20 protein-coding genes are annotated in these 18,736 nt (G+C 70.4%); 12 read left to right on the top strand and 8 right to left on the bottom strand.

Annotation, left to right across the window (positions count from 1 at the left end; all coding sequences use genetic code 11):
• Positions 1–2 precede the first annotated feature (2 nt).
• The 3 genes from ACF08N_RS33005 (at position 3) to ACF08N_RS33015 (ending at position 1,255) form a co-directional block, all read left to right on the top strand.
• A complete protein-coding gene (locus tag ACF08N_RS33005; RefSeq protein WP_392328400.1) occupies positions 3–119 on the top strand; it encodes an SGM_5486 family transporter-associated protein in 117 nt (38 codons plus the stop codon).
• A 295-nt stretch (positions 120–414) separates the two neighbouring features.
• The gene (locus ACF08N_RS33010; RefSeq protein ID WP_392328401.1) at positions 415–630 is read left to right on the top strand and encodes a hypothetical protein; all 216 of its coding nucleotides are present in this window, start codon (positions 415–417) and stop codon (positions 628–630) included.
• Positions 631–703: 73 nt separating this feature from the next.
• On the top strand, positions 704–1,255 hold the full coding sequence (locus ACF08N_RS33015; RefSeq protein WP_392328402.1) for a SixA phosphatase family protein: 552 nt from the start codon (positions 704–706) through the stop codon (positions 1,253–1,255).
• A gap of 115 nt (positions 1,256–1,370) precedes the next feature.
• Here the strand turns inward: ACF08N_RS33015 and serB are convergent, their stop codons facing one another.
• On the bottom strand, positions 1,371–2,615 hold the full coding sequence (gene serB, locus ACF08N_RS33020) for a phosphoserine phosphatase SerB (RefSeq protein ID WP_392328403.1): 1,245 nt from the start codon (positions 2,613–2,615) through the stop codon (positions 1,371–1,373).
• Positions 2,616–2,924: 309 nt separating this feature from the next.
• Here serB and ACF08N_RS33025 point away from each other — a divergent pair, with 309 nt between their 5' ends.
• Positions 2,925–5,456 carry an FHA domain-containing protein gene (locus ACF08N_RS33025; RefSeq protein WP_392328404.1) on the top strand — a complete coding sequence of 844 codons (2,532 nt, stop codon included), beginning with the start codon at positions 2,925–2,927 and terminating at the stop codon, positions 5,454–5,456.
• 105 nt (positions 5,457–5,561) lie between these two features.
• On the opposite strand, the gene ACF08N_RS33030 is transcribed toward ACF08N_RS33025, so the two are convergent.
• The 3 genes from ACF08N_RS33030 to ACF08N_RS33040 form a co-directional block, all read right to left on the bottom strand.
• On the bottom strand, positions 5,562–6,272 hold the full coding sequence (locus ACF08N_RS33030) for a transglycosylase SLT domain-containing protein (protein WP_392328405.1): 711 nt from the start codon (positions 6,270–6,272) through the stop codon (positions 5,562–5,564).
• A 278-nt stretch (positions 6,273–6,550) separates the two neighbouring features.
• The gene (locus ACF08N_RS33035) at positions 6,551–7,642 is read right to left on the bottom strand and encodes an S-adenosylmethionine:tRNA ribosyltransferase-isomerase (protein WP_392328406.1); all 1,092 of its coding nucleotides are present in this window, start codon (positions 7,640–7,642) and stop codon (positions 6,551–6,553) included.
• The gene (locus tag ACF08N_RS33040; protein WP_392328407.1) at positions 7,639–8,334 is read right to left on the bottom strand and encodes an SDR family NAD(P)-dependent oxidoreductase; all 696 of its coding nucleotides are present in this window, start codon (positions 8,332–8,334) and stop codon (positions 7,639–7,641) included. The genes ACF08N_RS33035 and ACF08N_RS33040 overlap by 4 nt, the downstream gene beginning before the upstream one ends.
• 183 nt (positions 8,335–8,517) lie before the next feature.
• Between ACF08N_RS33040 and ACF08N_RS33045 the strand changes: the two genes are divergently transcribed.
• From ACF08N_RS33045 to ACF08N_RS33055, 3 genes are all read left to right on the top strand, one after another.
• The gene (locus tag ACF08N_RS33045) at positions 8,518–9,663 is read left to right on the top strand and encodes a GAF domain-containing sensor histidine kinase (RefSeq protein ID WP_392328408.1); all 1,146 of its coding nucleotides are present in this window, start codon (positions 8,518–8,520) and stop codon (positions 9,661–9,663) included.
• The gene (locus ACF08N_RS33050) at positions 9,656–10,300 is read left to right on the top strand and encodes a response regulator (RefSeq protein WP_392328409.1); all 645 of its coding nucleotides are present in this window, start codon (positions 9,656–9,658) and stop codon (positions 10,298–10,300) included. Before ACF08N_RS33045 ends, ACF08N_RS33050 begins: the two co-directional genes overlap by 8 nt.
• 142 nt (positions 10,301–10,442) lie before the next feature.
• The gene (locus tag ACF08N_RS33055; RefSeq protein WP_392328420.1) at positions 10,443–10,694 is read left to right on the top strand and encodes a chaplin; all 252 of its coding nucleotides are present in this window, start codon (positions 10,443–10,445) and stop codon (positions 10,692–10,694) included.
• Positions 10,695–10,903: 209 nt separating this feature from the next.
• On the opposite strand, the gene ACF08N_RS33060 is transcribed toward ACF08N_RS33055, so the two are convergent.
• Positions 10,904–11,689: a hypothetical protein gene (locus tag ACF08N_RS33060; protein ID WP_392328410.1), complete on the bottom strand. Its 786-nt coding sequence runs from the start codon at positions 11,687–11,689 to the stop codon at positions 10,904–10,906.
• Between the two features lie 500 nt (positions 11,690–12,189).
• Between ACF08N_RS33060 and ACF08N_RS33065 the strand changes: the two genes are divergently transcribed.
• From ACF08N_RS33065 to ACF08N_RS33080, 4 genes are all read left to right on the top strand, one after another.
• Positions 12,190–12,981 carry an ABC transporter ATP-binding protein gene (locus ACF08N_RS33065; protein WP_392328411.1) on the top strand — a complete coding sequence of 264 codons (792 nt, stop codon included), beginning with the start codon at positions 12,190–12,192 and terminating at the stop codon, positions 12,979–12,981.
• Positions 12,982–13,066: 85 nt separating this feature from the next.
• Positions 13,067–13,498, top strand: coding sequence for an NfeD family protein (locus ACF08N_RS33070; RefSeq protein ID WP_392328412.1), 432 nt, complete (start codon positions 13,067–13,069; stop codon positions 13,496–13,498).
• Between the two features lie 188 nt (positions 13,499–13,686).
• Complete coding sequence (locus ACF08N_RS33075; RefSeq protein ID WP_392328413.1) at positions 13,687–14,646, top strand: SPFH domain-containing protein; 960 nt, start codon at positions 13,687–13,689, stop codon at positions 14,644–14,646.
• An 85-nt stretch (positions 14,647–14,731) separates the two neighbouring features.
• A complete protein-coding gene (locus ACF08N_RS33080; RefSeq protein ID WP_392328414.1) occupies positions 14,732–15,499 on the top strand; it encodes a sulfite exporter TauE/SafE family protein in 768 nt (255 codons plus the stop codon).
• A 63-nt stretch (positions 15,500–15,562) separates the two neighbouring features.
• Here the strand turns inward: ACF08N_RS33080 and ACF08N_RS33085 are convergent, their stop codons facing one another.
• The 3 genes from ACF08N_RS33085 to ACF08N_RS33095 all read right to left on the bottom strand — a co-directional run bounded on the left by ACF08N_RS33085 (position 15,563) and on the right by ACF08N_RS33095 (position 17,623).
• Entirely contained in the window at positions 15,563–16,072 is a 510-nt protein-coding gene (locus ACF08N_RS33085) for an HNH endonuclease (RefSeq protein ID WP_392328415.1), read from the bottom strand.
• A gap of 189 nt (positions 16,073–16,261) precedes the next feature.
• Positions 16,262–16,798, bottom strand: a complete 537-nt coding sequence (locus ACF08N_RS33090; protein ID WP_392328416.1) for a YbhB/YbcL family Raf kinase inhibitor-like protein — start codon at positions 16,796–16,798, stop codon at positions 16,262–16,264.
• Between the two features lie 42 nt (positions 16,799–16,840).
• Complete coding sequence (locus tag ACF08N_RS33095) at positions 16,841–17,623, bottom strand: sporulation protein (protein ID WP_392328417.1); 783 nt, start codon at positions 17,621–17,623, stop codon at positions 16,841–16,843.
• Positions 17,624–17,696: 73 nt separating this feature from the next.
• Here ACF08N_RS33095 and ACF08N_RS33100 point away from each other — a divergent pair, with 73 nt between their 5' ends.
• Positions 17,697–18,338, top strand: a complete 642-nt coding sequence (locus ACF08N_RS33100; RefSeq protein WP_392328418.1) for a DNA-3-methyladenine glycosylase — start codon at positions 17,697–17,699, stop codon at positions 18,336–18,338.
• The last annotated feature ends 398 nt before the right edge of the window (positions 18,339–18,736 follow it).

An 18,736-nucleotide genomic window follows, 5' to 3' on the forward strand; every position in this document is an offset into this window, starting at 1 on the left:
CCATGCCTGTGCTCGACCCGAACCCCCAGAACGGCCAGAAGAAGCTCCTCGGAGTCTTCGGCGCGATGCTTCTCATCGGTGTGGTGATCGCGATCATCGCGACGATCGCCGCGCCCTGACGCAGCCCACCCCGTGGCGCCGAAGCGGCGCGCGGGTGTCGAAAGGCGGTGGGGGCACCTCCCAGCGGTGGCTGGGGGAGCGGAGGCTGCGAGGAACGAGCAGTCGAGCACGATCGACCGTCGACACCCGCTCAAAGCGCCCCGGAGGAGAACCGAGCCCCGGAAAAGGTGGTGCCAGCCCCACCGACCCCTAGGGGGTCGGGCTCAGGGTGAAGTGGGTGGGTCACCGGATGGGCCCGGCCCCTCATGATCCGTACGTTTGAGGCACTCGACCTCAGACCTCACGGAGGCGGCCATGCCGGCCCAGCCGCACACCCGGTCCCACTCCGCGACCTCCCCGACCGCGGGCGTCGTCGTGGCCAAGCTGCCCTGGTGGGCGCTCGCGCTGCCCGTGCTCGCCTTCGTCGCACTGCTGGCGCTCATCGCCGCTCCCGGCGACGCGCACGCGGCCGCGGCCGATCCGGCGGCCGGTGACGTCCTGCGGCAGATCCTGCGGATACTGGTCCGCTGACCCCATCCCCCTTCGGGGGAGAGCCCGTCAACACCCTGCGCCCACTGGCGCATTTCATGCGAAGCTGGGGTGCATGAGCGCCGCTGTGTCTTCCGGGGGGACGTCCCCCGGATCCCCCGAGTCCCGCAGGATCGTCCTCCTCCGGCACGCGAAGGCCGACTGGCCCCAGGTGTCCGACCACGAGCGCCCGCTCGCCGAGCGCGGCCGCAAGGACGCCCCGGTGGCCGGCCGCAGGCTCGCCGAGACCGGTATCGCCTTCGACCTGGCCCTGTGCTCCACCGCGACCAGAACGCGCGAGACATGGAAGCTCGCCGTGCACGAGCTGCCGCACCGCCCCAGGACGGTCTACGAGGAGCGGCTGTACGAGGCATCCCTGGGCGAACTGATCGCCCTGCTCAACGAGACCCCCGACGAGGTCGACGACCTGCTCGTCATCGGCCACAACCCCGGTATGCACGCGCTGGCCGACGCCCTCGCGGGCTCCGCGGAGGGCGACGCGCTGGCCCGGATGACCCGGGACGGCTTCCCGACCTCGGCGTTCGCCGTCGTCTCGTTCACCGGCTCCTGGAAGTCGGTCGAGCACGGCGTGGGCAGGCTCCTCGACTACTGGACCCCGCACGACTGAGCCCCGGACCAGCGAGGCCCCGGACCAGCAAAGGCGAGGCCCGGACCAGCAAAGCCCCGGACGAGCGAGGCCCCGGCGCACACACCGTGCGCCGGGGCCTTTACGCAGGCGGGGGTCAGTGCTCCTCGGTGCCGTCGTCGGCCGCCTCGACCTCTTCGCGGGTGATGCCCAGCAGGTAGAGCACCGTGTCCAGGAACGGCACGTTCACCGCGGTGTGCGCGGCCTTGCGGACCACGGGCTTGGCGTTGAACGCGACCCCGAGACCCGCAGCGTTCAGCATGTCCAGGTCATTGGCGCCGTCGCCGATCGCGACCGTCTGCGCCAGCGGCACCCCGGCCTCCGCCGCGAAGGCGCGCAGCAGCCGCGCCTTGCCCGCCCGGTCCACGATGTCGCCGACGACCCGGCCGGTCAGCTTGCCGTCCTTGATCTCCAAGGTGTTCGCCGAGGCGAAATCGAGGCCGAGGCGCTCCTTGAGATCGTCGGTGACCTGGGTGAACCCGCCGGAGACGACGCCCACTTGGAAGCCGAGCCGCTTCAGCGTACGGATCAGGGTGCGCGCCCCCGGCGTGAGCCGTACCTCGGTACGCACCTTGTCCACGACCGACGCGTCCAGTCCCTCCAGCAGCGCCACCCGCGCGTGCAGGGACTGCTCGAAGTCCAGCTCGCCGCGCATCGCCGCGGCCGTCACCGCGGCCACCTCGTCCTCGCAGCCCGCGTGGGCCGCGAACAGCTCGATGACCTCGTCCTGGATGAGCGTGGAGTCGACGTCCATCACGACCAGGCGCTGGGCCCGGCGGTGCAGGCCCGCCGACACGACCGCCACGTCGACACCGATCTCGTGCGACTCGGTGGCCAGCGCGGTGCGCAGCGGCTCGGTCTCCACGCCGGACACCGCGAACTCCACGGCGGTCACCGGGTACTTGGCGAGCCGGAAGATGCGGTCGATGTTGGCGCCCATGTCGCTGATCCGGCCCGCTATGGCCGCCGTGGCCTCGGCCGTCAGCGGGTGGCCGAGCACGGTCACATGGGAACGGCCGCTGCCGCGCGGCCGGTTGTCGCCCGTACCGGAGATGATCTCGGCCTGCAGCTTCAGGGACTCCGCCCAGCTGTGCACGGTCGCCCGCAGCTCGCCCTCCGTGGTGCCGCCGGTCGTCGGCGCGGTCACGAGCGCGCACAGGACGAGCCGGCCCCGCGAGACGACCTGCTCGATGTCGATCACGTCGACCGCGTAGGACGCGAGGGTGTCGAAGAGCCCGGCGGTGATACCGGGACGGTCCTTCCCGAAGATCTTGACGAGAAGGGTCGGGACGTCGGCAAGTGTCGGGTCGTCCGGGCCGAGAGGGGGCTGTGATGCGCTCATGGTGCTACCACCGTATCGGGCGGGGGCGCGATCCCACCTCCTGTCCCGCCTGCCGGACATTCGTGGCCCGGGACGCCGCTCACGGCCTGGTTCGTCACGATTACAGACTGTTGGCAGTGATCCGTGCGCAGTGCGGGCGATGTGCCGCCCCGCGACACGTCCCGGAGCGGCGACGAAGGTCCCAACTCCGTACCGAACAGGGTCTTCACAAGGCCCGACTTTCGGATACGGACCCGGGCCTGAAATAGTTCCCCACGATGTTCGCCATCCCTAGACCCTCGGCAACGGGGGGAGCTCGGGGGACAACTAGTGGGGCATGGAGTGCCGGAACTCGTACTGGAATTGAACGGAAGGACCTGGACCCTCGATCCGTCCAGGTCGTACACCCTCGGCCGCGACCCGCAGGGTGATCTGGTGATCGACGACGCCAGGGTCTCGTGGCGGCACGCCACGATCAGTTGGGGCGGGCGCAGTTGGGTCATCGAGGACCACGGCAGCACCAACGGCACCTATGTACAGGGCCAGCGGATCCACCAGATGGAGATCGGCGCCGGCTCGGCCGTACATCTGGGCAATGCCACCGACGGTCCGCGCCTGAGCCTCACGGCCGCAGCGGCCGGCGCCTACAGCGCCCAGGCCGCAGCCCCTCAGCAGGCCGTTGCCCAACAGGCCCCGGCCGCCCAGCAGGGCTGGCCGCAGGGCCAGGCTCCGCAGGCCGCGCAGCAGGGATGGCAGCAGCCGCAAGCCCCGCAGCCGCACGCACAGCAGCCGCCCCAGGTCCCGCACCAGCAGGGCGTGCAGAAGGCGCAGGACGCCCCGCCGGTCTACGGCGACCGCAGTCCCACGACGTTCCACCAGCTGGCCCTCGGCCGGGTGATGCGCATCGGTCGTGCTCTCGAGAACGAGCTGGTCGTCTCCGACCTGCAGGTCTCGCGCCACCACGCCGAATTCGTCGCGACGCCCGACGGCCGCTTCGAGATCCGCGACCTGGGATCCCACAACGGCACCTACGTCAACGGTCAGCCGATCGCCAAGTCGTCCTCGGTCCTCATCGGCCCGAACGACATCGTCGGTGTCGGTCACTCCACGTTCCGGCTCGTCGGTGACCGCCTCGAGGAGTTCGTCGACACCGGTGAGGTCTCCTTCTCCGCCCGTCACCTGACCGTCACGGTCGACGGCGGCAAGCAGATCCTGCGCGACGTCTCCTTCGGTGTCCCGGAGAAGTCCCTGATCGGCGTCATCGGCCCGTCCGGCTCCGGAAAGTCCACCCTGCTCAAGGCGCTGACCGGTTACCGGCCCGCCAACCAGGGTGACGTCCTCTACGACAACCGCAGCCTCTACAAGCAGTTCGCCGAGCTGCGCCAGCGCATCGGTCTGGTCCCGCAGGACGACATCCTGCACAAGGAGCTGACCGTCCGGAAGGCGCTCACGTACGCGGCCAAGCTCCGCTTCCCCGCGGACACCACGCCGGCCGAGCGCGCGGCCCGCATCGACGAGGTGCTGCGCGAGCTCAAGCTCGACATCCACAAGGACAAGAAGGTCACCTCCCTGTCCGGTGGCCAGCGCAAGCGCGTCTCCGTGGCGCTGGAGCTGCTGACCAAGCCGTCGCTGATCTTCCTGGACGAGCCGACCTCCGGCCTCGACCCGGGCATGGACCGCGACGTCATGCAGCTGCTGCGCGGCCTCGCCGACGACGGGCGCACCGTCCTGGTGGTCACCCACTCCGTGGCCGAGCTCCAGCTGTGCGACAAGCTCCTCGTCATGGCGCCCGGCGGCTCCGTCGCCTACTTCGGCCCGCCGGAGGAGGCGCTCAACTTCTTCGGCTACAGCACGTGGGCGGACGTGTTCTCGGCGTTCGAGAACTACCGCGACTACGACTGGGCCGGCCGCTGGCGCGGCTCGCAGCACTACCAGATGTACGCGGCCGACCTCGACGCCGTCGCCCCGCAGGCGGTCAACATGCCGCCGCCGCAGCAGATGAACCCGCCCAAGCCGCAGAGCTGGGGCTCCCAGCTGTGGACCCTGATCCGCCGCTACTCGTCGGTGATCGCGTCCGACAAGGGCTTCATGGGCCTGATGGTGATCCTGCCTGCCGTCCTCGGCCTGGTCTCGGTCGTCATCCCCGCGGACTTCGGCCTCGCGGCGCCCGAGCCGCCGTCCAGGTTCAACGGCGACGCCGGCACGATCATGCTGATCCTCGCGGTCGGCATGTGCTTCTCCGGCGCCGCGAACTCCGTACGAGAGCTGATCAAGGAACGGGTCATCTACGAACGGGAGCGGGCCACCGGTCTGTCCCGCTCGGCGTACCTGATGTCCAAGGTCATCGTGCTCGGCGTGATCACCGCCCTGCAGGGCGTGATCATCTGCGGCATCGGCTTCGCGACCCGCGAGCTGCCCGAAGAGGGCCTGATCATGCCGCCGGCCGTCGAGATCTGCCTCGTCGTGATCGCGCTCGGCTTCACGTCGATGATGTTCGGCCTGGTCATCTCCTCGCTGGTGAAGACCGCCGAGAAGACCATGCCGCTGCTGGTCATGTTCGCCATCGTCCAGGTCGTCTTCACCGGCATCCTCTTCCAGGTCTACGGCTCGCCCGGCCTGGAGCAGTTCGCCTGGCTGATGCCGTCCCGCTGGGCCATCGCCGGTGCCGGTACGACGCTCGACCTGGCACACCTCATGCCGCCGTGGGACCCGAAGAACCCCACCGACCTCGACCCGCTGTGGGAGCACACGGCGGGCCAGTGGGGCATGAACATCACCGTCCTGCTCGCCATCGGCATCATCTGCGGCTTCGTGGTCCAGCGCCTGCTGCGCCGCCACGAGCCCGAGGTCATGCGCAAGTGAGGGCGCACGTCCGCTGACGACGCCGAAGGGCGCACCCCGCACGGGGTGCGCCCTTCGGCGTATGTCCTGCTACCGCTTCGTCGCGGTGCCGTCCGTGGCAGTGCCTCAGTAGGCGCTGTTCACGTTGTCCATGGAGCCGTAGCGGTCGGCCGCGTAGTTGCAGGCGGCGACGATGTTGGCGACCGGGTCGTACTGGTCCCAGGAGGTGCCGGGGACGTGGTACGCGTCGAAGGTCGGCTTGATGACCTGCAGCAGGCCCTTCGACGGGACACCGTTGATCGCGTTGATGTCCCAGTTGTTGATGGCCCGCGGGTTACCGCTGGACTCCCGCATGATGTTGCGGTGGATGCCCTCGTAGGTGCCGGGGATGTTGTGCTTCTTCATGATGGACAGCGCCTCGCGGATCCAGCCGTCCAGGTTGTTCGGGTAGGTCACCTTGGCGGGCTTGCGGGCGGCGGACCGGCTGGCGGCCTGCTCGGCGGCGCGCTTCTTCGCGGCGGCCTCGGCCTTCTTCTTGGCCTCAGCCTTCTTCTTCGCCTCGGCGGCGGCCTCGGCCTTCTTCTTCGCCTGCGTGGCCTTGAACTGGGCCTCGAAGGCGGTCTGCTGGTTGGCGATGCTCTCCTGCACCGCGGCGGCCTGCTTCTCGTTGACCTTCCAGGCCACGGGGGCGGCCGCGGCGACCTCGGTCGTCGTGCCGGCCTCGGCGTCCGCCGGAGTCAGGGTCAGGGCCAGAGCGGCGGAGGCGGCGACGGCGATACCGGTGACCGCGGCCTTGCGCGATCGGAGGCGACGAGCGGCGGTGTTGAACGCGGACATAAAGACGTACCTCTTCGAATAGCGGAAAGTCGCTCCAGGCCGGTTCGGCTCTGCGCTGTTCGGAAGCGACGTCGGCAATTCTTAGCGGCCGCAAAATCGCCTGGCAAAGGTGTGACGTACGATCTGAGGTAGTGGATCACGGTGATCCCAAACGCCCGATTCGCGCGTGCTGTCCCGGGTCAGACGCCCCTTTTGCGTCGACTAAAGAGGTTCGTAAGTGACCTACGCCCTATGCGCGGGCTCACATCGGGCGCGTAACGGTCTCACCGTGTGTTGCTTCAGCAATCCAGTGGGTGAGGGTTCTCCTTCGGGAGGACGAGATGGACGTCGCCGAACTCGTGCCAGAGGTAGCGGTGCCTCAGCGCCTCGGAGTACGCGCAGGTCAACGCCGCCTCGCCGGCGATCGCACCGAGCATCAGCAGATGCGAGGCCGTCGGCTCGTGCAGACCGGTCAGCAGACCGTCCACCACACGCACCCCCCGCCTCGGGGTCACCACCAGGTCCGTCCAGCCCGCCGCGGGCGCCACCACCCCCGCCGTATCGGCCGCCGACTCCAGAGCCCGCACCGCCGTCGTCCCCACCGCCACGACCCGGCCGCCCGCCGCCCGCGCCGCGTTCACCAGCCACGCGGTCGTCGCCGGCACAGCGAAGCGCTCCGGATACGGCGGCTCGTGCGCCTCCGCCGACGCCACCCCCGTGTGCAGCGTGACCGGCGCGAACTGCACCCCCCGGCTCACCAGCTCCGCCACCAGCGGCGCGGTGAAGGGCCGCCCGGCGCTCGGCATCTCCGCCGACCCCGAACCGTCGGGGGAGGGCAGCGCGAAGACCGTCTGATACGCGGCGAGCGGCTGGTCCCTCGCGGTGTACCCGTAGCGAATGGGCCGCCCGTACCGCGCCAGCAGCCCCGGTACGCCGACCGCCACCGACGCCCACCACAGCCGCGGGGCCCCGGCCACCAGCGGCTCGTCCAGCACCAGATGCGCGCCGCCCGGAAGCCGCACCACCGTGCCCCGCGGACCGCCCGGGCGGGGCGCCGTACTGCCGAAGCCGTCCGGGCGCCGCAGCTCCACCGACCACCGCCCGTCGTCCCCCTGCGTGGAGAAGTGCACCACCACCGCCTCGGCCCCGACCCGGCCGTCCACGGCCGCGGCCAGCGTGGCCGACGTGTTGACGACCAGCACGTCACCCGCCCGCAGCTGCCCCGGAAGATCACGGAACGCGTGGTGCGACACCCGCGTCCCGCGCGAGACGAGCAGCCGTACGTCGTCGCGCCCGGCACCCCGCTCCTCCGCCGGCACCCGCGCGGACAGCTCCTCGGGGACCTTCAGCGCCTCCAGCACGGCCCCTGCTCCCTCCGGCACCGTCCTCACCGGGACTCCAGCAGGGCGGCGGCGGTGTACCGGCCGCCGGCCGGACGCTGCGCGAGCAGCCGCAGGAACGCGGGCACCACCGACTCCGGCGACGGCCGGGGCTCGTCGTCGTCCGGCACGGCCGCCGTATAGAGGTCCGTCGCCATGTCGCCGGGGTCCACGCTCCACACCCGCAGCCCCGGCTCCTCGACCGCCAGCACCGCGGCCAGATGATCGAGCGCCGCCTTCGATGCGCCGTAGCCGCCCCAGGTCTCGTACGCCTCCGCCGCCGCATCCGAACTGACCGCCACCACCGCCCCCGCCGGAGACCTCCGCAGCAGCGGCAACGCCTCCTGCACCAGACCGAGCGCCGCGACCACATTGGTCTCCAGCGCCGCCCGCAGCCCGTCCAGCGGCAGGTCCTCCAGCCGCACCAGCGGCTCCGCACCCAGCGCACTCGCGTTGCTCACCACCAGATCGAGCCCGCCCAACTCGCCGGCCGCCGCCACCAGCGCCGCGCGGTGCGTGGCATCCGTGACGTCCCCGGCCACCGGCACGACCCGCGTCCCGTGCACACCGGCGAGCCGGGCGCTCTCCTTCAGTACGTCCTCGGTGCGGGCGCCGAGGACCAGGTCCCAGCCCTGCCCTGCGAGTCCGGCCGCGAGCGCGCGGCCCAGCCCCTTCGACGCCCCTGTGATCACCGCTACCGCCATCGGGCCCATCCCCTTCGCCGTACCGCTCCTGTGTGGTGCAGCCAACGTAGGAACGCGCCACGGCCCGCCGCCTCGTGCCCGGGCCCCCACCCCGCAGGGCATTTCGACCTACGTCCGGTGGCCTAGGCGGGAGCGGTCGCCGGTCCGATACGGGCTGTCACACCCCGCCGGTACGGTGAGGTCATGAGTCACCGACCGAGCTCCGGCCTGGCCGCCGTGAGCACCGCGCTCCTCGCGATGAGCAGGCATCTCGAGGTGCGCGACGTGCTGAAGACGATCGTGGCCTCCGCCCGCGACCTCCTCGACGCGGAGTACGCGGCGCTCGGCGTGCCCGACGACCACGGCGGCTTCGCCCAGTTCGTCGTCGACGGCGTCAGCGACGCCCAGTGGAAGGCCATCGGCCCCCTCCCGCGCCAGCACGGCATCCTCGCCGCGATGCTGCAGGAGGCGAAGGTCGAGAGGCTCGCCGACGTGCGCAAGGACCCCCGCTTCGAGGGCTGGCCGTCCGCGCATCCCGACATGTCCGACTTCCTGGGCCTGCCCATCAAGGACGGCGACGAGGTCATGGGCGCGCTGTTCCTCGCCAACAAGCGCTGCCCCCGGCAGGACGGCGGCTGCGGCTTCACCGAGGAAGACGAGGAGCTGCTCGGCATCCTCGCCCAGCACGCGGCCATCGCCCTCACCAACGCCCGTCTGTACGAGCGCAGCCGCGAGCTCACCATCGCCGAGGAGCGCTCCCGCCTGGCCCACGAGCTGCACGACGCCGTCAGCCAGAAGCTCTTCTCGCTGCGCCTCACCGCCCAGGCCGCCGCCGCCCTCGTCGACCGCGACCCGGGCCGGGCGAAGGGCGAGCTCCAGCAGGTCGCCGAGCTCGCCGCCGAGGCGGCCGACGAGCTGCGCGCCGCCGTCGTCGAGCTGCGTCCCGCGGCCCTCGACGAGGACGGCCTCGTCAACACGCTGCGCACCCAGATCCAGGTCCTCGACCGCGCGCACACCGCCAAGGTCACCTTCGACACCTGCGGGATAAAGGCCCTGCCCGCAGCCCAGGAGGAGGCGCTGCTGCGCGTCGCCCAGGAGGCCCTGCACAACGCGCTGCGCCACTCCGGGGCGGACCGTGTCGACGTCGTGCTCGTCCGCCGCGGCCAGGGAGCCCTGCTCAGCGTCACCGACGACGGCATGGGGTTCGAGCCGCGCACCGTGCGCAGGGCCGGTCGCCATCTCGGTCTGGTGTCGATGCGGGACCGGGCGAGCGGCGTCGGCGGCACACTCAGCGTGGAATCGGCGCCCGGCAAGGGCACCACGGTCGAGATGGAGGTCCCCGGTGGCTGACAGGAAGATCCGCGTGCTGCTGGTCGACGACCATCAGGTGGTGCGCCGCGGGCTGCGCACGTTCCTGGAGGTCCAGGACGACATCGAGGTGGTGGGGGAGGCGGGCGACGGCGCCGAGGGCGTCGCGCGGGCCGAGGAGCTGAAGCCCCACGTCGTGCTGATGGACGTGAAGATGCCGGGCATGGACGGCATCGAGGCCCTGCGCAAGCTCCGCGAGCTGGCCAACCCGGCCAGGGTCCTCATCGTCACCAGCTTCACCGAGCAGCGCACGGTGGTTCCCGCCCTGCGGGCGGGCGCCTCGGGCTATGTGTACAAGGACGTCGACCCGGAGGCCCTCGCCGGTGCCATCCGCTCGGTCCACGCGGGCCATGTCCTGCTCCAGCCGGAGGTCGCGGGCGCGCTGCTGTCAGAGGACGACTCTCCTGGCGGCACGGGCCGCGGGGGGAACCTCACGGAGCGGGAGCGCGAGGTCCTGGCCCTGATAGCGGACGGCCGGTCGAACCGGGAAATCGCCAGGGCGCTGGTGCTCTCCGAGAAGACCGTGAAGACGCACGTGTCGAACATCCTCATGAAGCTCGACCTGGCAGACCGCACCCAGGCGGCGCTCTGGGCGGTGCGGCACGGCCTGACCGGCTGAGAGGACGATCTCAGGGCCGGACCAAGATTCATACCGTCGGGTGTATGTCACCCGTACGGCGCATCCTGATCCACTGCGGGGCCGTTCTCCAGGGCGTGCTGCGGCGGCCTGCCGCAGCGAGTTCTCAGGAGGAATGACACACGTGATGAACCTGAAGAAGGCCGCGGCCCTGACCCTGATCGCCGGCAGCTTCGTGGCCGTCTCCGCGGGCGCCGCGTCCGCCACGACGGGCGGGGGCGCCCACGCCCACGGCGGTGCGGTCGGGTCCCCGGGCGTAGGCTCCGGCAACCTGGTCCAGGTCCCGGTCCACATCCCGGTGAACGTGTCGGGCAACACGGTGAACGTGATCGGCCTCCTGAACCCGGCCTTCGGCAACACGAGCCTGAACGCCTGACAGCTGGTCGCGGGGGCGTCGCCTGAGCCGGGGCCGTAGCCGCCGTCGGCGACGCCCTCGAGCGCCGGAGCGAGGCTCCCGCACCACCGGGGCCGCGCCCCGGCGCACACGCGCATGTCCGGCCGGCGTCTGAGTGAAGCCGGTCGCCGCCCGTACCGCGGCCCGGGGCCGAGCTCCAGCCGAACCCCCGGCGAGGCCGGGGGCCGCCGTCACCCCCGCTCCCGCTCCTCCACATATGCGTTGTAGGCCGCCACCTGCGCTCTCCGCGCCACCCGCTCCACCGGCCGCAGCGCCTCCACCCGCGCCGCCATCTCGCCCGCGCTCACCGCACCGCCGTGCCCGTTCTCGTACGCCACCGAGATCAGCAGCCCGATCCGCTGCGCCAGCTCCAACACTCGTACCGCACGCGGCGGGTACCCGGGCGCCAGCGTCTCAGCCGCCCCGCGCTGCGCCCGCGCCCGGTACGCGTCCACGGCCGCCTCCGCCACCGGCCCCGACGCGGCCACGTCGAGCCGGGTCAGCGTGGACGTCGCCTCGCGCAGCGCCTCCGCGAGCTCCCGCTCCGCCTCACCCAGCGAGGGCACGTCCGCGGGCGGCGCCTCCCGCACCGGCAGGCAGTGCCACAGGACGTCCACATGCACATCGCCCGCCGGACCCGCCTCGCGGATCTCCGGCACCAGCCCGTACGCCGCCCCCGTCGCGACGACGGCCTCCTCCGCCTCCAGCGCCCGCGCGTTGAACTCGGGCGGGCCGCTCAGCCCCAGCGGATGCCCCGGCGCGGGCAGCGCCACCCGGTAACCGGTCACGCCCAGCGCCCGCAACCGCCCGAGCGCCAGTGTCAGTCCGACCGGACCGGTCTCGCCCGGCAGCCCCTCCACCCGGTGCACGGCATCGTCGCCGACGATCGTGTGCACGGCGTCGTCCGGCGAGACAAGTCCGGCCAAAAGGGCGTTTCCCCATGCCGCCAGGCGGCCTGAACGTGGTTCCGAAAGCATGCCCCCACCCTAGGCGCGTCCGGCGGACACCCCCTAGGTCCTGTCCGGCCGATCTTGCCGGGCTCGCGTGCCCTGGCACTCCCCCGCAGCCTCCGGCGCGGGAGGTACCCCCACGCCCGTAGCCCTTCGGGCACGGGTGGGGGTCCCCCCGGCGAAGCCAGGGGGAGTGCCCCCCACGCTGCGTTGTCGTCGGTCGCCAAGGTCCCCCGTAGCCTTCGGGCGTAGGGGGAGGCTCCTCCCCCTACGCCTCCGGCGCGGGAGGTACCCCCACCTCCGCCTGGCATCTGCACGCACCGGACCCTCCCCCTACGCCCTGCGGGCGTGGGGGGACCCCCCTCACTGATCCGGCATGATCCAAACGAGAGGCCCTAGCACGGGACCGGGCGACCGGAGCGCCCGGCAGGTGGCGTAGGTTTTCCCTGGGTGCTGTGCCCACAGGCGCACAAACCGCCCACACGCACCCGAAGACCTCGACGATTGCATGGGGAGACAACGCGCTCATGAGCGATGTACTGGAGCTGGTGGACGTATCCGTGGTCCGCGACGGACGCGCTCTGGTGGACGACGTCTCCTGGTCGGTCAAGGAGGGTGAGCGCTGGGTCATCCTGGGCCCCAACGGCGCCGGCAAGACCACCCTGCTCAACATCGCTTCCAGCTACCTCTTCCCGACCACCGGCCGGGCCCGGATCCTCGGCGAGCGCCTCGGCGGCGTCGACGTCTTCGAGCTCCGCCCCCGCATCGGCATGGCCGGCATCGCCATGGCGGACAAGCTCCCCAAGCGCCAGACCGTCCTGCAGACCGTGCTCACCGCCGCGTACGGCATGACCGCCACCTGGCACGAGGACTACGACGAGGTCGACGAGCAGCGCGCCCGCGCCTTCCTCGACCGGCTCGGCATGACCGAGTACCTCGACCGCAGGTTCGGCACCCTCTCCGAGGGCGAGCGCAAGCGCACCCTGATCGCCCGCGCCATGATGACCGACCCCGAACTGCTCCTCCTCGACGAGCCCGCCGCCGGCCTCGACCTCGGCGGCCGCGAGGACCTGGTGCGGCGCCTCGGGCGGCTCGCCCGCGACCCGTACGCGCCCTCCATGATCATGGTGACCCACCATGTCGAGGAGATCGCTCCCGGCTTCACCCACGTCCTGATGATCCGCCAGGGCAAGGTGCTCGCCGCGGGCCCGATGGAGACCGAGCTGACCTCCCGCAACCTGTCCCACTGCTTCGGCCTGCCGCTCATCGTGGAGCGCAACGGCGAGCGCTGGACCGCGCAGGGCCTCCCGCTCGGCTGAACTCCCCGGAGAACAGGGCCAGAACGACGGGCGACCCCGCATCGCCCCCTGTCCGGACCGCGTCCGGCGGACCTACCATGACCGCGTGGACATCGACGCATGGGTGTGGTGGCTGATCGGCGCGGTCGGACTGGGCATTCCGCTCGTGCTGACAGCGATGCCCGAATTCGGAATGTTCTCCGCAGGAGCCGTGGCCGCGGCCGTCGTCGCGGCGGTCGGCGGCGGATCGGTGGCTCAAGTACTCGTCTTCGCGGCGGTGTCCGTCGCGCTCATCGCGGTCGTACGCCCCATCGCGGCCCGCCACAGAGCCCAGCAGGGCCCGCGTTTCGCCAGCGGTGTCGACGCGCTGAAGGGGCGTCAGGCCGTCGTGGTCGAACGGGTCGACGGCAACGGCGGCCGCATCAAGCTGGCCGGCGAGATCTGGTCCGCCCGCGCCTTCGACGCCTCCATGTCCTACGAGCAGGGCCAGCAGGTCGACGTGGTCGAGATCGACGGAGCCACCGCCGTCGTGATGTGAACCCGTGACGGCACTCCCCACGACGACCGGAGCGACCCGAACGACCGGAAGGAAGGGCCGAACCTTACGAACTGCCCACAGCACAGCCCCTGTTCTGGGAAACTGATCATCACAGCCGTCAGACCCGACCTCGGCTCGATCCGCAGAAATCGCAGAATCATCCGGCAGCGAAGGGCACAGGGAACGCGATGCAACCGATCATCATCGTCCTGATCATTCTGGTGGTGCTGGTCTTCATCGCCCTGATCAAGACGATCCAGGTCATCCCGCAGGCCAGCGCCGCCATCGTGGAACGGTTCGGACGCTACACCCGCACCCTCAACGCGGGCCTCAACATCGTCGTCCCCTTCATCGACTCCATCCGCAACCGCATCGACCTGCGCGAACAGGTCGTCCCCTTCCCGCCCCAGCCGGTGATCACCCAGGACAACCTGGTCGTCAACATCGACACCGTCATCTACTACCAGGTGACCGACGCCCGGGCCGCGACCTATGAAGTCGCGAGCTACATCCAGGCGATCGAGCAGCTCACCGTCACCACCCTGCGGAACATCATCGGCGGCATGGACCTGGAGCGGACCCTGACCTCCCGCGAGGAGATCAACGCCGCGCTCCGCGGAGTCCTCGACGAGGCCACCGGCAAGTGGGGCATCCGCGTCAACCGCGTCGAGCTCAAGGCCATCGAGCCCCCCACCTCCATCCAGGACTCGATGGAGAAGCAGATGCGCGCCGACCGGGACAAGCGCGCCGCCATCCTCACCGCGGAAGGCATCCGCCAGTCACAGATCCTCACCGCCGAGGGTGAGAAGCAGTCCGCGATCCTGCGCGCCGAAGGTGAGGCCAAGGCGGCGGCCCTGCGCGCCGAGGGCGAGGCCCAGGCCATCCGTACGGTCTTCGAGTCCATCCACGCGGGAGACGCCGACCAGAAGCTCCTCGCCTACCAGTACCTCCAGATGCTCCCGAAGATCGCCGAAGGCGACGCCAACAAGCTCTGGATCGTGCCCAGCGAGATCGGCGACGCCCTCAAGGGACTCTCCGGCGCCATGGGCAACTTCAACCCGATGGCAGGCATGGGCGGCGGACCGGGCAAGGCGGGCGGCGGCAACGGCAGCGGTACCGAGCGCCGCGAACAGCCCCCCATCGACTGACACCCGCATCCCTTCATGGATGATCGTTGAGGCCCCTCGACCTTGATGGCGGGGAGGCGTCTCACCGACCGTGGAGGAGATGGCGTTGTCCATCTGGGAATCGCTGGCGATTTTCGCCGCCGGAATCGGCGCCGGCACCATCAACACCATCGTGGGCTCGGGGACGCTGATCACCTTCCCCGTACTGCTCGCCACCGGGCTGCCACCCGTCACCGCCACGGTCTCGAACGCGCTCGGACTCATCCCCGGCTCCATCAGCGGCGCCATAGGGTACCGGGAGGAACTCAAGGGCCAGCGGCCCCTCGTCATGCGCCTCGGCGTCGCCGCCGCGATCGGCGGCCTCGGCGGAGCCGTCCTGCTGCTGATGCTGCCCTCGACCGCCTTCGAGACGATCGTTCCGGTTCTCGTCGCGCTCGCCCTGGTCCTCGTCGTACTCCAGCCCCGCATCTCGACGGTCGTGCAGCGCCGACGCGCACGCAACGGCACCCTCACCAAGACCACCGGCGGGCCCGTCCTCTTCGGCGGCCTGCTGCTCGCCAGCGTGTACGGCGGCTACTTCACCGCGGCCCAGGGAATCATCTACCTCTCCCTCATGGGCATGCTGCTCGACGACACCATCCAGCGCCTCAACGCGGTCAAGAACGTCCTCGCGGCCATCGTGAACAGCATCGCCGCCCTGTTCTTCCTCTTCGTCGCCGACTTCGACTGGACCGCCGTCCTGCTCATCGCCGTCGGCTCGGCGATCGGCGGCCAGTTCGGCGCCAAGATCGGCCGCAAGCTGAACCCCACCGCTCTGCGCGTGTTCATCGTGGTCGTCGGCACCTTCGCCATCGTGCAGCTGCTCCTGCGCTGAGACGCACGGGAGCCCGCCCCCGATCCGTACGGGGACGGGCTCTCGCCCACACCTGCGCCGCCGCTACGCGGCCGTCTCCGCCGCCAGCCAGTCCGGCAGCGCCGCCCGCTCACCCGACCTCAGCCCGAGCAGCATCGCCTCCGCCGGCGACGGCACGAACGGCTGGTGCAGCAGCGGCATACCCGCCTGCTCCGGCGTACGGTCCGCCTTGCGGTGATTGTCCTCGGCGCACGAGGCCACCGTGTTCAGCCAGGAGTCCGCACCACCGTGCGACCTCGGCACCACGTGATCCACGGTCGTCGCGCGCCTGCCGCAGTACGCACAGCGGTGCTGGTCCCTGACCAGCACACCCCTCCGCGACCACGGCGCCTGTCTTCGGAACGGCACCCGTACGTACCTGCAGAGCCTGATCACCCGGGGCACCGGAAGATCGACGGCGGCCGCACGGACACGGAGACCGGGGTGGGCCTGCTCGACGACGGCCTTGTCCTGGAGCACCAGCACCACCGCACGGTTGAGTGTCACCGTCGACAGCGGCTCGAAGCTCGCATTCAGCACCAGCGTGTCCCGCATCTCGCCCACCTCCCGTTCGCCGGCCCAGCCCTGGCGGGCATCGGGCTCGGATCAACTCTGGCCGGGCGCGCCGAGATGGACAACGCAATATCTGTGCCTTCCGGGGGAGCGAACCCCCGGCCCCCGGCAACAAAACTGCCCTGCCCTGATCTCTCCAAGACCAGGGCAGGGCAAACGGAAAACGAACAATCAGCTCTCGGCGGGACCCTCGTACTCCGCGATCACGTGCGCGCGGGCGAGCGTGTGGAAGCGCAGGTTGAAGCCCACGACCGCCGGCGAGGCGTCCGCGTCCGGCCCCAGCTTCTCGCTGTCCACCGCATACACCGTGAACACGTAACGGTGCTTCTCACCGGCCGGGGGTGCCGCGCCGCCGAAGTCCTTCGACCCGTAGTCGTTGCGGACCTGGACCGCGCCCTCGGGCAGCCCCTCGAATTTCCCGGAGCCCGCGCCCGCCGGAAGCTCGGTCACCGACGCCGGGATGTCGAAGAGGACCCAGTGCCAGAAACCGCTGCCCGTCGGAGCGTCCGGATCGAAACACGTCACGGCGAAGCTCTTGGTCTCCGCCGGGAAGCCCTCCCAGCGCAGGTGCGGAGACGTGTTGCCCGCCGCGTAGACCTGGGCGTCCTTCAGCACGGACCCGGGCTCGATGTCGTCACTCACCACCGTGAACGACGGCACCGGCGGGTGGAAGTCGTGCGGAAGGGGCGCCCGCTTCAGCTCGGTCACGTCAAACCTCCGATTCGGCTGTCCTGCGTCTGTGCCCCGAGCCTAGAGCCAGTTGCGACGCCCACCGACGTCGGCGAGCCACTGGTTGAGGTAAGCGGCCCAGTCGGTCGCCGCGAAGTCGTGGTGCCCCACCTTGAACGCCTTGTACGAGTCGCTGCTCTCGCTGAACAGACCCGGCTTCTTGTCCATCTCCAGGACGACATCCATCTCGCGGTCGTCCGCGACGAACGTCAGCTCGACCTGGTTCAGCCCGCGGTACTGCTGCGGCGGGAAGAACTCGATCTCCTGGTAGAACGGCAGCCGCTGCCGCGTCCCCCGGATGTGACCGCGCTCCATGTCCGCACTCTTGAAGCGGAAGCCCAGCTGGACGAACGCGTCGAGGATCGCCTGCTGCGATGGCAGCGGGTGCACGTTGACCGGGTCGAGGTCGCCCGAGTCCACGGCACGCGCGATCTCCAGCTCGGTCGTCACACCGATGTTCATCCCGCGCAGCTGCTGCCCGGCGATCGTCGTGACCGGCGTCTCCCACGGGATCTCCAGACCGAACGGCACCACGTGCACCGCGCCGGCCTTCACCTCGAACGCGCCCCCGAGCCGCTGCTTGGTGAACTCGACGTCCTGCTTGACCTCCTGGTCACCGCCCTCGACCTCGACGCGCGCCTGAAGGCCGACGGACAGCCCCTCGATCTGCTGGTCGACCGAGCCGCCCTGGATCCGCACCTCGCCCTGGACGACACCACCCGGAACGACGTTCTCCTCGGTGAGCACCGTCTCGACGGACGCACCACCGGCGCCGAGGCTCGCGAGCAGCTTCTTGAAGCCCATGTCCACTCCTTATAGGTCCTGACCCCTACATACGCCCGACGACCGTAGTCGGTTCCCCGGTACGCTCGAAGCAATGATCGAGAGCTCCGACCGTACGCCGCTGGACCGCGCCTTCTTCGACCGCCCGGTCCTGGAGGTCGCGCCCGAACTCCTGGGCCGCACATTGATCCGCATGACGGAAGACGGCCCGATCGAGCTGCGCCTGACAGAGGTGGAGGCGTACGCGGGCGAGTCCGACCCCGGCTCCCACGCCTACCGCGGCCGTACCGCGCGCAACGAGGTGATGTTCGGCCCGCCCGGGCACGCGTACGTCTACTTCACCTACGGCATGTGGCACTGCCTGAACGTGGTGTGCGGCCCCGAGGGCAAGGCGAGCGGAGTCCTGCTGCGGGCGGGGGAGATCCAGGTGGGCGCGGAGCTCACCCGTGGGCGACGCATCTCGGCCCGCCATGACAAGGAACTGGCCAAAGGCCCGGCCCGTCTGGCCACGGCCCTCGATGTCGACCGAGCCCTCAACGGCACGGACCTCTGCGACGGCCCCGCCGCCCCGCTGACCCTCCTCCAGGGCCGCCCGGTCTCCGCTGACCAGGTCCGCAACGGTCCGCGGACGGGCGTCAGCGGGGAAGGGGCGTACCACCCCTGGCGCTTCTGGATCGAGGGCGACCCGACGGTGAGCCCGTACCGGCCCCACACGCCGCGCCGCAGGGCAACTTGACTCGGTACGGCGCGACGCCTAACGTAGCCCGAGCCGCTTGAACGGGTACTGCTTTTCAGCAGCCCGGAGCGGCCATCCACTACTGACGACAACCCCGACCGGGTGCGATTTCGGCATGCCGAAATTCAATCCGATCGACTCGATTATGAGGCACCGGGGAAATCGGCTAAAGTAGTGACCACGCCGAAAGGGAAACGCGAAAGCGGAGAACTGAAAGCAATCCCGCCGACCGGGAATCGGACACGAAAGAGTCTGATAGAGTCGGAAACGCAAGACCGAAGGGAAGCGCCCGGAGGAAAGCCCGCAAGGGTGAGTACAAAGGAAGCGTCCGTTCCTTGAGAACTCAACAGCGTGCCAAAAATCAACGCCAGATATGTTGATACCCCGTCTCCCTCGGG

Origin of the sequence: Streptomyces sp. NPDC015127 (genome assembly GCF_043080095.1) — a bacterium.
In the GTDB taxonomy this organism is placed as follows: Bacteria; Actinomycetota; Actinomycetes; order Streptomycetales; family Streptomycetaceae; genus Streptomyces.

Coding starts and splice junctions, on each gene's coding strand:
- serB (WP_392328403.1), bottom strand. CDS start 2,615: ATGAGCGCATCACAGCCCCCTCTCGGCCCGGACGACCCGACACTTGCC.
- ACF08N_RS33045 (WP_392328408.1), top strand. CDS start 8,518: ATGAGTCACCGACCGAGCTCCGGCCTGGCCGCCGTGAGCACCGCGCTC.
- ACF08N_RS33095 (WP_392328417.1), bottom strand. CDS start 17,623: ATGGGCTTCAAGAAGCTGCTCGCGAGCCTCGGCGCCGGTGGTGCGTCC.
- ACF08N_RS33085 (WP_392328415.1), bottom strand. CDS start 16,072: ATGCGGGACACGCTGGTGCTGAATGCGAGCTTCGAGCCGCTGTCGACG.
- ACF08N_RS33005 (WP_392328400.1), top strand. CDS start 3: ATGCCTGTGCTCGACCCGAACCCCCAGAACGGCCAGAAGAAGCTCCTC.
- ACF08N_RS33065 (WP_392328411.1), top strand. CDS start 12,190: ATGAGCGATGTACTGGAGCTGGTGGACGTATCCGTGGTCCGCGACGGA.
- ACF08N_RS33040 (WP_392328407.1), bottom strand. CDS start 8,334: ATGGCGGTAGCGGTGATCACAGGGGCGTCGAAGGGGCTGGGCCGCGCG.
- ACF08N_RS33075 (WP_392328413.1), top strand. CDS start 13,687: ATGCAACCGATCATCATCGTCCTGATCATTCTGGTGGTGCTGGTCTTC.
- ACF08N_RS33100 (WP_392328418.1), top strand. CDS start 17,697: ATGATCGAGAGCTCCGACCGTACGCCGCTGGACCGCGCCTTCTTCGAC.
- ACF08N_RS33030 (WP_392328405.1), bottom strand. CDS start 6,272: ATGTCCGCGTTCAACACCGCCGCTCGTCGCCTCCGATCGCGCAAGGCC.
- ACF08N_RS33010 (WP_392328401.1), top strand. CDS start 415: ATGCCGGCCCAGCCGCACACCCGGTCCCACTCCGCGACCTCCCCGACC.
- ACF08N_RS33015 (WP_392328402.1), top strand. CDS start 704: ATGAGCGCCGCTGTGTCTTCCGGGGGGACGTCCCCCGGATCCCCCGAG.
- ACF08N_RS33060 (WP_392328410.1), bottom strand. CDS start 11,689: ATGCTTTCGGAACCACGTTCAGGCCGCCTGGCGGCATGGGGAAACGCC.